At 61.3% G+C, this 13,688-nt stretch carries 11 protein-coding genes; 4 read left to right on the forward strand and 7 right to left on the reverse strand.

Going from position 1 to position 13,688, the window contains the following annotated elements:
* Positions 1-325: 325 nt before the first annotated feature.
* The 7 genes from ACM5SV_RS33090 to ACM5SV_RS33120 form a co-directional block, all read right to left on the reverse strand.
* Positions 326-2,776 (reverse strand): GcvT family protein, encoded by a 2,451-nt coding sequence (locus ACM5SV_RS33090; RefSeq protein WP_222018000.1) that lies wholly within the window; start codon positions 2,774-2,776, stop codon positions 326-328.
* Positions 2,777-3,652, reverse strand: coding sequence for a phosphotransferase (locus ACM5SV_RS33095; protein WP_222017999.1), 876 nt, complete (start codon positions 3,650-3,652; stop codon positions 2,777-2,779).
* Between the two features lie 174 nt (positions 3,653-3,826).
* Positions 3,827-4,903, reverse strand: a complete 1,077-nt coding sequence (locus ACM5SV_RS33100; RefSeq protein WP_018068689.1) for an ABC transporter ATP-binding protein — start codon at positions 4,901-4,903, stop codon at positions 3,827-3,829.
* Positions 4,904-4,934: 31 nt separating this feature from the next.
* Positions 4,935-6,032, reverse strand: coding sequence for a Gfo/Idh/MocA family protein (locus ACM5SV_RS33105; RefSeq protein WP_222017997.1), 1,098 nt, complete (start codon positions 6,030-6,032; stop codon positions 4,935-4,937).
* The gene (locus tag ACM5SV_RS33110) at positions 6,032-6,919 is read right to left on the reverse strand and encodes a carbohydrate ABC transporter permease (RefSeq protein ID WP_026157525.1); all 888 of its coding nucleotides are present in this window, start codon (positions 6,917-6,919) and stop codon (positions 6,032-6,034) included. The genes ACM5SV_RS33105 and ACM5SV_RS33110 overlap by 1 nt, the downstream gene beginning before the upstream one ends.
* A complete protein-coding gene (locus ACM5SV_RS33115; RefSeq protein ID WP_003555743.1) occupies positions 6,912-7,871 on the reverse strand; it encodes a carbohydrate ABC transporter permease in 960 nt (319 codons plus the stop codon). Before ACM5SV_RS33115 ends, ACM5SV_RS33110 begins: the two co-directional genes overlap by 8 nt.
* Positions 7,872-7,877: 6 nt before the next feature.
* Positions 7,878-9,164, reverse strand: a complete 1,287-nt coding sequence (locus ACM5SV_RS33120) for an ABC transporter substrate-binding protein (RefSeq protein WP_012759617.1) — start codon at positions 9,162-9,164, stop codon at positions 7,878-7,880.
* 199 nt (positions 9,165-9,363) lie between these two features.
* On the opposite strand from ACM5SV_RS33120, the gene ACM5SV_RS33125 reads away from it, so the two are divergent.
* The 4 genes from ACM5SV_RS33125 to ACM5SV_RS33140 all read left to right on the forward strand — a co-directional run bounded on the left by ACM5SV_RS33125 (position 9,364) and on the right by ACM5SV_RS33140 (position 13,669).
* Positions 9,364-10,041, forward strand: a complete 678-nt coding sequence (locus tag ACM5SV_RS33125; RefSeq protein ID WP_012759616.1) for a TetR/AcrR family transcriptional regulator — start codon at positions 9,364-9,366, stop codon at positions 10,039-10,041.
* 344 nt (positions 10,042-10,385) lie between these two features.
* On the forward strand, positions 10,386-11,534 hold the full coding sequence (locus ACM5SV_RS33130) for a Gfo/Idh/MocA family protein (RefSeq protein WP_018068691.1): 1,149 nt from the start codon (positions 10,386-10,388) through the stop codon (positions 11,532-11,534).
* A 3-nt stretch (positions 11,535-11,537) separates the two neighbouring features.
* On the forward strand, positions 11,538-12,701 hold the full coding sequence (locus ACM5SV_RS33135; protein ID WP_221971867.1) for a dihydrodipicolinate synthase family protein: 1,164 nt from the start codon (positions 11,538-11,540) through the stop codon (positions 12,699-12,701).
* Positions 12,702-12,838: 137 nt separating this feature from the next.
* A complete protein-coding gene (locus ACM5SV_RS33140) occupies positions 12,839-13,669 on the forward strand; it encodes a sugar phosphate isomerase/epimerase family protein (protein ID WP_221971866.1) in 831 nt (276 codons plus the stop codon).
* Positions 13,670-13,688 lie beyond the last annotated feature (19 nt).

The following is a 13,688-nucleotide window of genomic DNA, read 5'->3' on the forward strand; positions in this document are numbered from 1 at the left end:
TTTGCGCAAGTATAGTAAGTCACGCCAACGCGGGGTGGCTGGGTTCTTGCAATGAGAGGGCGTGCCGTGGTCGCCCCCCTCTGCCCTGCCGGGCATCTCCCCCCACAGGTGGGGAGATTGGCTAGACGCAACGGCTTCCCCAAACAATCAGCGTCCAGCCCGACAAAACGGTAGATGAGTAGGAAGTTTAGGCTACTTGCGATCTCCCCACCCGTGGGGGAGATGCCCGGCAGGGCAGAGGGGGGCTCACACGGCGTGCCCTCTCCTCGTCATCTCTGTCCTCAAAGCTTCGCTCGAAGGCAAAGAATGAGGTAATTCGAGTTCGTCAGGCTTTCACCCGCGCCATATCGGCATCGTAGAGCGGCGACAGCGATACCTTGCAGGGGATGCGTTGCCGCGCGACATCAAGCTCGTAGGTGCCGGAGAGAACGAAATCTTCCGTCACGCCGTCGGGGTTGCGGACGTATCCATAGCCGATCGGCTTGCCCAGCGTATAACCGAAGCCGCCGCTCGACAGCCAGCCGACGCGTTTGCCGTCGCGATAGATCGTTTCGCGGCCGAGCAGCACGGCATCGGCATCCTCGGGGACGAAACAGGCGAGGCGCTTCTTGACGCCTCCCGAAAGCTGCCGCTCGATCGCCTCACGGCCGCGGAAGGCAATGCTCTTCCGCATCTTCACCGCCCAGCCGAGACCGGCCTCAACAGGCGTATGGTCGGGTCCGATATCCGACCCCCAGGCGCGATAACCCTTTTCCAGGCGGCAGCTCTCGATCGCGCGATAGCCGGCATTGACGAGGCCGAGCTCGCCGCCTGATGCCATCAGCACGTCATAGACCGTGGTCGCATATTCAACGGGAACATGCAGCTCGTAACCAAGCTCGCCAACATAGGTGATGCGTAGAGCCCGCACGGGGCAGCCTGCAATGCCGATGGTCCTGACCTTGCCGAAGGGGAAGGCCGCATTCGAGACGTCGCTGCCCGTCACCTTTTCCAGCACGGCGCGGGAATTCGGTCCCATCAGCGACAGCACGGAATAGGCGGATGTGACATCGACCAGCTCGGCCTGCATCTCCGCCGGGATATTACGTGCGATCCAGTCGAAGTCATGGGTGGCGAAGCCTGTACCGGTGACGATGTAATATTCGTTCTCGGCGATGCGGGCGACCGTCACGTCGCATTCGATGCCGCCCTTGTCGTTCAGCATCTGCGTGTAGATGAGCGAGCCGACCGGCCTTGCGACATCGTTGGAGGCGATCCAGGACAGCGCTGCCTCAGCATCCCTGCCCTTCAGCACGAATTTGGCAAAGGAGGTCTGGTCGAAGATGACGGCCGCCTCGCGCACGGCCTTATGCTCGCGGCCGACCGCGTCGAACCAATTCTGCCTGGTGTAGCTGTAGATATCCTTCGGCTCTTCGTTGGCGAAGAGATCGGCAAACCAGTTCGGCCGCTCCCAGCCGAGCTTTTCGCCGAAACAGGCGCCCTGCGCCTTCAGCCGGTCATAGAGCGGCGATTTGCGGCAGGGGCGGCCGCTTGAATGTTCCTCGAACGGCCAGGCCATGGTGTAATGTTTGCCGTAGGCTTCGAGCGTGCGTGTCCGCACCCAGTCGGTATCGAAATGCGGCCGGCCGAAACGGCGGATATCGACCGGCCAGAGATCATAGGGTGGCTCGCCCTTCGTCACCCATTCGGCAAGCGCCATGCCGGCGCCACCGGCCGAGGCGATGCCGAAGGCGTTGAAACCGGCGCCGACGAAGAAATTCTTTAGCTCCGGCGCCTCGCCGAGAATGAAGTTGCCATCCGGCGTGAAGCTTTCCGGGCCGTTCAACAGCTGCTTGACGCCGACGTTTTCCAGCGCCGGAACGCGGCCGAGCGCCTGTTCCATGATCTGCTCGAAATGGTCGAAGTTGCTGTCCAGCAGCGTGTAGTGGAAACCGTCGGGGATGCCGTTTTTCGCCCAGGGAATGGGGTTCGGCTCGTAGCCGCCCATGACGATGCCGCCGACCTCTTCCTTGTAATAGGTCAGGCGATCGGGATCGCGCAGCGTCGGCAGGTTGGAGGGCACGCCGAAGGATTCGGTGATGATGTATTGGTGCTCGACGGAGACCAGCGGCACGTTGACGCCGAAGCGGGCGGCGAAGGCACGCGTCCATTGACCGGCACAGACGACGACGCGCTCGCATTCGATGCGCCCTTGCGCCGTGATCACGGCACGAATCCTCCCCTTGTCGATTTCAAGGTCGAGGACTTCGGTATCCTCGAAGATCGAAACGCCCGACATGCGGGCGCCCCTTGCCAGCGCCTGGGTGATGTCGGAGGGATTGGCCTGACCGTCGGTCGGGAGGAAGGCGGCACCGACGAGATCGTCTATTGTCATCAGCGGCCAGAGATCGAAGGCTTCCTGCGGGGTCAGCAATTGCATTTCGAGGCCGAAGGACTGCGCGGTGGTCGCTTGGCGCCTGACCTCGGTCCAGCGTTCCTCGTTGCAGGCAAGGCGCAGGCCGCCATTCATCTTCCAGCCGGTGCCGAGACCCGTTTCCTCTTCCAGCCGCTTGTAGAGATCGACGGAATAGCCAAGAAGCTGGGTGATGTTGGCGCTGGTGCGCAGCTGGCCGACGAGGCCGGCGGCGTGGAAGGTGGTGCCCGAGGTAAGCTTCTTGCGCTCCAGCAGGACGGTATCGGTCCAGCCAAGCTTGCCGAGATGGTAGGCCGTCGAGCAGCCGATGATGCCGCCGCCGATAACCACGGCCTTTGCCGTCTTCGGTAATTCCTTCGTCATTTATTGATCCTGTTCAAAGGCTTGATAGGCGCGCTCGAAGCGCGCGAGATTTTCGGCCGTGTAGCCGGCGTAATCGAAATCGATGGTGGAATGGATTTCCGAAATCATGCTCCAGAGCGTCTCGCGCAGCAGCGAAGCGCATTTCATTGCGGCGTAGCGCCTGTTAAGATCATCGGTCAGCGGCCGGTCGAAATAGGTCTCCAGCATCGTGTGCTCGGCCGCTTCCGAGAACTCGTTGTTGGAGGCCAAACCGCCAAGATCGAAAAGCGGCGAGTTAAAACCGGCATAGTCCCAGTCGATCAGCCAGAGCCGCTTGCCGTCATCGAGAAAGTTGGCGGCCAGCAGGTCGTTGTGGCCGAAGGCAATCTCGAAAGGCCCTGCCGCTTCTTCCAGGGCCTCAGCCCTGCCGGTGAGCCCCGGCAGCAGAGAAAGATAGACGCTTTCCGACGCCTTCAGATTGGCGGCGTAATCGCGGATGACGTGGAAGACCCAGAAGATCATCGCCTGGCCGCGGAAATGCCGGGCGATGTCGCGATGGCAGGCGCGCACCAGCGGCAAGACCCGGGCGAGCATTTGCGGCGTCCTGATATCCTCCGGCGAAAGCGCCCGCGCCTCGATATATTCGAGCACCAACACGCCCGGCGAATGATGGATGACGGCAGGCGATATGCCGGCGGCATGCGCCGCGCGGCTTGCGGCAAGCTCGTTCTGCCTGTTGATGTGATGGATCGGAATATCGGTGCCGAGCCTGACCACGCAGCGCGCGACGGCATCGCTGACCAGATAGTTCCTGTTGGTGATGCCGCCTGCTATCGGCGAGATTGCGATCGGCCCCTGCCAGATGCCAAGCGCATGAATCCTATCTTCAGGCGTCATGCTCAACCCCCTTGCGGCCCCTCGTGAAATGATGGGCCAGAGGAGGATCGGCTGTCAAGCAGCCGCTACAGCGCCGCGCGCCTTTTCAGACGCGCAAAGGACGCTGTAACACTTTTAAATTACTGCATAATTTATCCTTAAATCGATTCCGATTTAAGGAATTATGCCGTGGGGTCAGATCGTCTTGCCGGACGCGTCGAAGACGTGACAGCGGGCCGGATCGAAGGAAGCCTTCACATTGGCGCCGCGCTCCACCTTCTGCTGGCCGTCAAGCGCGACGGTCAGGAGCTGGTTATCCGGCGTGGTGGTGTAGAGCATGGTGGCGCCGCCAAGATTTTCGACGAGATCGACATTGACGGTCGAGAGCGTGATGGCGCCTTCGGCCAGCGAAAGATGCTCGGGGCGAATGCCGAAGGTGACCTCCTCTCCTGCCCCGCCTTTCAGCCGGCGCGGCAGGCGGACGGAATTGCCGCAGACATGGATGCTGGTTTCGGTCTCGCCGACCTGCTCGATGCGGGCCTTCAAAAAATTCATCTTCGGGCTGCCGATGAAACCGGCAACGAAGCGGTTGGCCGGGTTGTTATAGAGATCGAGTGGCGCGCCAACCTGCTCGATACGGCCGGAATTCAACACCACGATCTTGTCTGCCATCGTCATGGCTTCGACCTGGTCATGGGTGACATAGATCATCGTATTGCCGAGGCTGCGATGCAGGCGGGAGATCTCGACGCGCATCTGCACGCGCAGTTCGGCATCGAGGTTCGACAGCGGCTCGTCGAACAGGAAGATCCGCGGCTCGCGCACGATGGCGCGGCCAATGGCGACACGCTGGCGCTGGCCGCCGGAGAGCGCCTTCGGCTTACGCTCCAACAGCTTCTCGATCTGCAGGATCTCGGCGGCGCGCTTCACCTTCGGCTGGATATCGGCCTTCTTGTAACCCGCCGTCTCCAGGCCGAAGGCGAGGTTCTTGTAGACCGACATATGGGGATAGAGCGCATAGGACTGGAAGACCATGGCGATGCCGCGCTTGGCGGGCGCCACCTCGTTCATGCGTTCGTTGTCGAGCAGCAGCCCGCCGCCGGTGATCTCCTCGAGACCGGCGATCATGCGCAGAAGGGTCGATTTTCCGCAGCCCGAGGGGCCGACAAAAACGACGAATTCGCCGGGATCGATCGTCAGATCGATGCCATGGATCACATCCAGCGAGCCGTAGCGCTTCTCGACCTTCTGAAGAACGACACTGGTTGCCATCTTCTCAAACCCTCTCTTCTTATTTTACCGGTTACTTCGTTCTTGCGCGCCAATCGGCGTATTTCGGACTGTCGGGACCAACCGGTAGCGGCACGTCAGCGCCGCTGTCGGAAGACTGGTAGATGGCGGTGACGAGTTCCAGCGCGCGGCGGGCGTCCTTCGTCGTCACCGGCAGCGGCGCATGGCCACTGAGGAAAGCGTGGAACTGGCCCATCTGCGTGGTGAAACGCGGCGCAACCGGCTGCCAGTCGCCAACCACCCGTTCGATCTGCTCCCGCACATCGTCATTCGCGGCGATGATCTTCCAGGGGTCCTTGCCGGGGGTATAGGGCTCGTGGCTGCTTTCGAAAGTGACATTCTCGAAGTGCAGCCTGAGCCGGCTAATCTGTTCCTGCGAACCAAGCGTACAAGACAGCGAGACAAAGGCGCCGTTTTCCATCAGCAAGCTGGCGGAGGCACAATCCTCGACCTCGATATCGTTGACACGGGTGGCGACGCGGCCGAAGACCCTGGCCGCCGGGCCCATCAGATGCATCAGCATGTCGTGCAGATGCAGGGCATGGGTGACGAGCACGCCGCCAAGCTCCGTCGCCCATTTGCCGCGCCAAGGCACGGCGTAATATTCCGGCTTGCGCAGCCAGAAGGTTTCGACCGAAGCGGTATAGGGCTTGCCGGCAATACCGGCGTCGATGATCCGCTTGGCCTTCTGAATGCCGTCGCCGTAACGGTACTGGAAGATCGGCATCAGCACGCCCTTGGCAGTCTTTTCCGCTTCCATGATGGTATCGACGGCGGCAAGCGAGCCCGTCAGCGGCTTTTCGCAGACGACATGTTTACCGGCAGCCAGGGCCGCGACCACCTGTTCCAGATGGATGCCGGGAGGGGTGCAGATATCGATGATTTCGATCGTGTCGTCGGCCAGCAGTTCCGCAAAAGAAGTGGTGCGCCGTTCGATGCCGAACTCGTCGCCGACCGCCGCCATGCGCTGCTCGTTCAGGTCGCAGATCGCCACGACCTTGAACTTATCGGAATGCGGCAGGTAACCTTCGACGATGTGGGAGCGGCCGATACCGCAACCAACGATCGCCACCGTCCTGATGCTCATGTCGCTCTTTCCCGTTATCGCCATCAACGCTTCATACCCGTCGTGGCGATGCCCTCGATCAGCAGGCGCTGGAAGAACAGGAAGAAGAAGAACACCGGCACGAGCGTCAGCGTCGACATGGCGAACAAACCGCCCCAATCCGATGCACTGGTGGAATCGACGAAGGTGCGCAGGCCGAGCTGGATCGTATAAGTGTTCATATCGTTCAGGTAGATCAGCGGACCGAAGAAATCGTCCCAGGTCCAGATGAAGGAGAAGATCGCAGCCGTTGCCATCACCGGCAGCGACAGTGGCAGCATGATTTTCCAGTAGATGCGCCAAGCGCTGCAGCCATCCATCATCGCCGCCTCATCGAGTTCGCGCGGGATGCCTCGGAAGAACTGCACCATCAGGAAGATGAAGAAGGCATCGCTTGCCAGGAACTTCGGCACGACAAGCGGCAGGATGGTGTTGACCCAGCCGAGATCGAGAAAGAGCACATATTGCGGGATCAGCGTCACGTGATAGGGGATCATCAACGTGCCGAGCATGATCGCGAACCAGAAGTTCCGGCCGACAAAACGCAGCCGCGCAAAGGCGAAGGCTGTCAGCGAACAAGCGATGACATTGCCTGTCACCACCAGCAGCGAGATGACCAGCGAATTCCAGAAGAACCGGCCGAAGCTGACATCGAGGCCGACCCAACCGCGCGCATAGGAGGAGAAATCGATCGACGACGGGATGAGCGAGGTCGACGAAAAGATCTCGTTTTCCGGCCTGACCGATGCCGAAACCATCCACAACAGCGGATAAAGCATTAAAAGTGAAGCAGCGATCAGCAGGGCGTGGATGATCAGCGACGCCGGCAGGCTGCGTTTGGTGATGTCGGATGGCGGCCTGGCCGCAGTGACGGAAGCGGTCATCTCAGTCATCGTAGTGCACCCAGTAACGCGAGGTCAGGAAAGAGAAGGCGGTGAAGATCGCGATGATCACCACCAGGATCCAGGCGAGCGCCGAGGCATAGCCCATGCGGAAATTGCCGAAGGCTTCCTGATAGAGGTAGAGAGTGTAGAACAGCGTCGAGTTGATCGGACCGCCGGTGCCGCCTGATATGATGAAGGCCGGCGTGAAGGCCTTGAAAGCATCAATCGTCTGAACGACGGCATTGAAAAAGATCACCGGCGTCAGAAGCGGCAGCGTGATCTTGTAGAATTGCCGGAACTTGGAGGCGCCATCGAGGCTCGCGGCCTCATACATATCCTGCGGGATCTGGCGCAGGCCGGCCAGGAAAATAATCATCGGCGAGCCGAACTGCCAGACGGAAAGAGCCACCAGCGTGTAGATCGAATAGTTCGGATGCGAGATCCAGCTTGGACCTTCGATGCCGAAATATGAAAGCGCGGCATTGACGAGGCCATCGCTGGCGAAAAGCTGACGCCAGAGCACGGCGATCGCCACGCTACCGCCCAGCAGTGACGGCAGATAGAAGATGGCACGATAGACCGACAGCCCACGCAAGCCGCGGTTCAGCGCCATGGCGACCAGCAATGCGAAGGTCAGCTTGAACGGCACCGAGAAGACGACATAGGTCAGGGTGACATGCATGGCGGCCGAGAATTTCGGGTCCGCCGTGGCGATGCGCACGTAATTCGCCATTCCCACCCACCGCGGCGACTGAAGCATGTCGAAGTCGGTGAAGGAAAGGTAGAGCGAAATCAGGGCCGGCCCGAGCGTCAGCCCGAAAAAGCCGATGAGCCATGGAAGAAGGAAGAGATAGCCGGGAGCATTGGCATTCCACAGACGCCTGAAGCGTCCTTCGGCCACGGCCCCCTGATATCTTTCCACATTGATGGCTCCTGCGGGCGTGCGCATCGCATTGCTCATACGGGATCAGCCTCGTGCGAGAATCTGCGTGATTTCAGCGACAAGCTGTTTGCCGCCGTCGGAGGGAGACAGCTGTCCGAAGCCGACCTGTTCGGCGATGTTGCGTAACATCAACTCACCTTCACCGGCGCCGGCAGGCGGCGGCGGCGGCAATTTGCCGGCGAGATCGCCCAGGCCGCTGACATAGGCCAGCGCAACCTTGCCGTTCTCATCAAGCTTCGCCGCGACGACCTCACGCATGGCGCTCGATTCCGGAATGCCGCGTTCGACATCCAGAAGCAGCGCTGCCTCGGGGTTCTTGACGAAGAAATTGACGTAGTCCACGGCCAGGTCCACGGCTTTCGACTGGGCGGAGACCGAGAAGAACATCGAAGGCTTGCGATAGTGGCCGCCCTTCGATTCCGGCTTAATGCGCATGTAGTTGGTCAGCGCCAGCTTGTCCTTGTTCATTGCCTGATAGGCGACGAACTGGTTGGAATGGGCAAAACCGGCGGCCGACTTGCCGAGCGAAACCGTGTTGGTGTCGATATCGTTCTTGTCGAGAGCCTGGACATCGGCAGGAACGCAGGCGCCGGCCGCACGGAACTTGGCCCACATGTCGTACCATTCGGAGGCATCGTCCACGTCGAAGGCGATCTTGCCGTCGGCGGTATAAAGCGCCTTGCCGCGCTGACGCAGCCAGTTTTCGAACAGCGGTTCGCCGCCGCTGCCGTCGGCCAAGCCGAACATGCCCTTGCGTTTGCCTGCCTTGGTGATCTCCGCACCCATGCGGGCGAACTCTTCCCAGGTGGTCGCCTGGGTCGGCAGATCGACGCCGGCCTCCTTGAAGGCGGTGGTGTTCAGGACCGTGGCGGCCGAATTCGCCCCGAGGCTGACGCCATAGAGATGGCCGTCGACGCTGCCGCCTTCGATCTGCGCCTTGTCGAAATCGTCGAGGTTGAGTTTGGCCGGCATATAGGATTCGAGCGGGGCGAGCGCGCCGCGCCGCGCATACTGGACGATATAGCGATAATCCATCTGGATGACGTCGGGCGCGTTGCGGCCGGCGACCTGGGTCGCAAGGCGCGGCCAGTAGTCGCCCCAGCCGAGGAATTCGCCGGTCACCGAGGTGCCTGGCTTCTTCGACTGATAGAGCTGCGACACCTTGTTGGTGCGATCCGCACGCGGCTGCGAGCCCCACCACAGGAGACGCAAGCGCGTTTCCTGTGCCAAAGCGCTGGTTCCCAGCGCCGAGAGCGAAAGAAGCGTCGCTCCTCCCGCAACGAAATTACGTCTGCTTACACGGAATGTCATTTCTTTTCCTCCTCCAAAGGGAAGCGCCTCCACACGCTTCCGGACCTAGTTACCCTTGCATAAATAACTAATTGGTTACAAGCTACGGGCAAAGCGGCGAGCGTGTCAAGCGGTGTCGCTCGCGGGCTTTTCAAATTCGGTTTTTACAATTTCGCACCGAAGGCTTATGAGCGCAACATGGGAAGGCGGAGGTGGAGAAATGAACGACAGCGGCGAGAACGGGGAAAAGAAAAGGTCTCGGCGCCCACCTGCCGAACGAACGGCCCAACGCGATCCGGAGCGGACGCGCGCCGCGATCCTTGACGCGGCAACCCGGGAATTTGCCGAAAACGGCATGGGCGGGGCTCGTGTCGACGCCATCGCCGAGCGCGCCGGCACCAACAAGCGCATGCTCTATCATTATTTCGGCGACAAGGAGCAGCTCTACCTCAGAGTGCTCGAAGAGGCCTATGTCGGCATCCGCACCGCCGAACGCGCGCTGCATATCGGCGACCGCAGCCCCGAGGAAGGCATCGGCGAACTGGCGCTCTTCACCTGGCGTTACTTCCTCCAGCATCCGGAATTCCTCAGCCTGCTCGGCACGGAAAATCTGCATCGGGCCCGCTGGCTGCGCCAGTCCGTCCGGCTCAAAGAATTGCATTCGCATTTGATCGGCGAGCTTTCGGACGTGCTCGAGCGGGGAAAGAAGCAGGGCGTCTTCATCGAGACCGCCGATCCCTTGCATGTCTACCTGACGATCGCCTCGCTCGGTTATTTCTACCTGTCCAACCAGTACACGCTTTCGACGATCTTCGGCCGCGACCTGATCGAGCCGACCCATCTCAATGCCTGGGAAAGGCATATCGTCCACGTCACGCTGACCTCGATCAAGCGCTAGACCCTTTCCGGGTTAGATTGCAGCATTCTGTCGGCTCAAACGGAGTCGGATGGCCGACCGGCCCGTTTCAGCCAACCCGAAGGGCCGGGCATCTTTCCGCCAGGGCAAAGGCGATCGCCTCGGACGTACCAAGGTATGCCCTTCGCCAATCGCCTTTGCCCTGACGAAAACCTGCTCCGGCAGAATGCCGCAATCTGACCCGGAAAGGCTCTGATCTCGAAATTCCGATTTGACTATTGACAGCCGCGCTGCTCTTCTGCCATCAAGTAACTGTTTAGTTACCGGCTCGGGAGGACCGGACGAGGATGCCCGCTCCCGCCGCAAAAATCTGCTGGGAGGAAAAAATGGCACGCTTGGGGATCATCTTGCACGGCGTCACCGGCCGCATGGGTTACAATCAACACCTGGTGCGTTCGATTCTCGCCTTCCGCGACGAGGGCGGCATTACGCTGAAATCGGGTGAGAAACTCGAGATCGACCCGATCATCGTCGGCCGCAACGGCGCCAAGATGGAAGAGCTGGCGAAGAAGCACGGCATCAAGCGCTGGTCGACGGATCTCGATGCCGCGCTCGCCAATCCCGGCGACACGATCTTCTTCGACGCCGGCACGACGCTGATGCGGGCCGAGCTGCTGTCCAAGGCGCTCGATGCCGGCAAGCATGTCTATTGCGAAAAGCCGATTTCCGACGATCTTCAGGTGGCACTCGACCTTGCCCGCAAGGCGCGCGGCTCCGGCCTCAAGCATGGCGTCGTGCAGGACAAACTCTTCCTGCCCGGCCTGCGCAAGCTGGCGCTGCTCAGGGATTCCGGCTTCTTCGGCAAGATCCTCTCGGTGCGCGGCGAATTCGGCTACTGGGTTTTTGAAGGCGATTGGGGCGTACCGGCCCAGCGCCCGTCCTGGAACTACCGCAAGGGCGACGGCGGCGGCATCATCCTCGACATGCTCTGCCACTGGCGCTACGTGCTCGACAACCTGTTCGGGGAGGTCAAAGCCGTATCCTGCCTCGGTGCTACGCATATTCCGCGCCGCATCGACGAGCAGGGCAAGCCCTATGACTGCGACACCGACGATGCGGCCTATGCGACCTTCGAGCTCGAAGGCGGCGCGATCGCGCAGGTCAATTCCTCCTGGGCCGTCCGCGTCCGCCGCGACGACCTCGTCACCTTCCAGGTCGACGGCACGCATGGTTCGGCCGTCGCCGGTCTGACGAAATGCTGGAGTCAGCACCGCGTCAACACGCCGAAGCCGGTTTGGAATCCGGACCAGCCGCAGACGATCGACTTCTACAAGACCTGGGATGAGGTTCCAGACACGCAGGCCTTCGAAAACGGTTTCAAGGCGCAGTGGGAAATGTTCATCCGCCATGTCGTCGAAGACGCGCCGTGGCCCTATGGCCTGGAAGCCGGCGCCAAGGGCGTGCAGCTTGCCGAACTCGGCCTGAAATCCTGGGCCGAGCGTCGCTGGCTCGACGTTCCCGCACTGGAGTTCTGAGCCGTGACGACGATCAATCTCCCTCTCGACGGCAAGATCGTTCCCTACACGCTGACCGGCACGCCGATCGTGCTCGCCAAGCGCGACGCCAAGGCCTTTCCGCGCATCGCCTTTGCCGCCGCCCATGTCGTCGCCGATCCGCTCGCCGACAACGATCCCTGGCTGACGCCGGCGATCGATTGGGAGCGCACGCTCGCCTTCCGCCATCGGCTCTGGGATCTCGGCCTCGGCGTTGCCGAAGCGATGGATACGGCGCAGCGCGGCATGGGCCTCGGCTGGCCGGAAGCGCGCGACCTCATCCGCCGGGCGCTCAGTGAGGCGGCCGGCCGCAAGGATGCGCTGATCGCCTGCGGCGCCGGCACCGACCATCTGACGCCGGGACCCGACGTCACTATCGACACGATCCTCAGGGCCTACGAAGAGCAGATCGAAACCGTGGAGGCGGCCGGCGGCCGCATCATTCTGATGGCAAGCCGGGCGCTTGCCGCTGCCGCCAAAGGGCCGGACGACTACATCCGCGTCTATGACCGGATCCTCCGCCAGGTCAAGGAACCTGTCATCATCCATTGGCTCGGTGAAATGTTCGATCCGGCGCTCGAAGGTTACTGGGGCAATGGTGATCATATCAAGGCAATGTCCACCTGCCTCGAGGTAATCGAAGCCCATGCCGAAAAAGTCGACGGCATCAAGATCTCGCTGCTCTCCAAGGAGAAGGAAGTGGCAATGCGCCGCCGGCTGCCGAAAGGCGTGCGCATGTATACCGGCGACGATTTCAACTATGCCGAACTGATCGCCGGCGACGAAGAGGGCCATTCCGACGCACTGCTCGGCATTTTCGATGCCATCGCTCCGGCAGCCTCGGCGGCCCTCGAGGCGCTCGGCCGCAAGAGCAACCATGAATTCTTCGACCTGCTGGAGCCGACCGTGCCGCTGTCGCGCCACATCTTCAAGGCGCCGACCCGCTTCTACAAGACCGGCGTCGTCTTCCTCGCCTATCTCAACGGCCTGCAGGATCATTTCGTCATGGTCGGCGGCCAGCAGAGCACGCGCTCGCTGACACATCTGGCCGAACTCTTCCGCCTGGCCGACAAGGCCCGGGTTCTCGCCGATCCGGAACTCGCAACGACGCGCATGAAACAGGTGCTTGCCGTCCACGGCGTCAACTGAAGCACGGGCTGCTGCATAATTTTGTCCTTAAGTCGGAACCGATTTGAGGACAAAATTATGCAGCAATTCAAAGTGCTACAGCGTCCTTTGCGCGTCTGAAAAGACGCGCGGCGCTGTAGTGACGGGAGGAGAATGACATGCAGGTCGAAGGACTTTCGATCAATCTGGCGACGATCCGCGAGCAATGCGGTTTTGCCGAGGCCGTCGATATCTGCCTGAAACACGGCATCACTTCGATTGCGCCGTGGCGCGACCAGGTCGCCAAGGTCGGTCTCGACGAGGCGGTGCGGATCGTCAAATCGAACGGCATCAAGCTGACCGGCCTTTGCCGCGGCGGCTTCTTCCCGGCGGCGAACGATGCCGACTGGCAGAAAAACCTCGACGACAACAGGCGGGCCATCGATGAGGCGGCAGCGTTTTCCGCCGATTGCCTCGTGCTCGTCGTCGGCGGTCTGCCGGATAGTTCGAAGGACATCGCCGCCGCGCGCCGAATGGTGTTCGACGGCATCGCCGCCGTTTTGCCGCATGCGCAGGCTGCCGGCGTGAAGCTCGCCATCGAACCGCTGCATCCAATGTATGCCGCCGACCGTGCTTGCGTAAATACGCTCGGCCACGCGCTCGATATGTGCGAGCAGCTCGGCGAGGATGTCGGCGTTGCGGTCGATGTCTACCATGTCTGGTGGGATCCCGATCTTGCCAATCAGATCGCTCGCGCCGGGCGCATGAAACGTATTTTTGCCCACCACATCTGCGACTGGCTGGTGCCGACAAAGGACATGCTGCTCGACCGCGGCATGATGGGCGATGGTGTGATCGACCTCAAAGGCATAAGACGGATGGTGGAGGCCGCCGGTTTCTTCGGCGCTCAGGAGGTGGAGATCTTTTCGGCCGAAAACTGGTGGAAACGCCCGGCCGACGAAGTGATCGCCACCTGCGTCGAGCGCTTCAGGAGCTGCTGCCAGGCCTGATTTCAGTATTTGTTTCATC

Origin of the sequence: Rhizobium sp. CRRU65, from assembly GCF_048551595.1 — a bacterium.
In the GTDB taxonomy this organism is placed as follows: Bacteria; Pseudomonadota; Alphaproteobacteria; order Rhizobiales; family Rhizobiaceae; genus Rhizobium; species Rhizobium leguminosarum_J.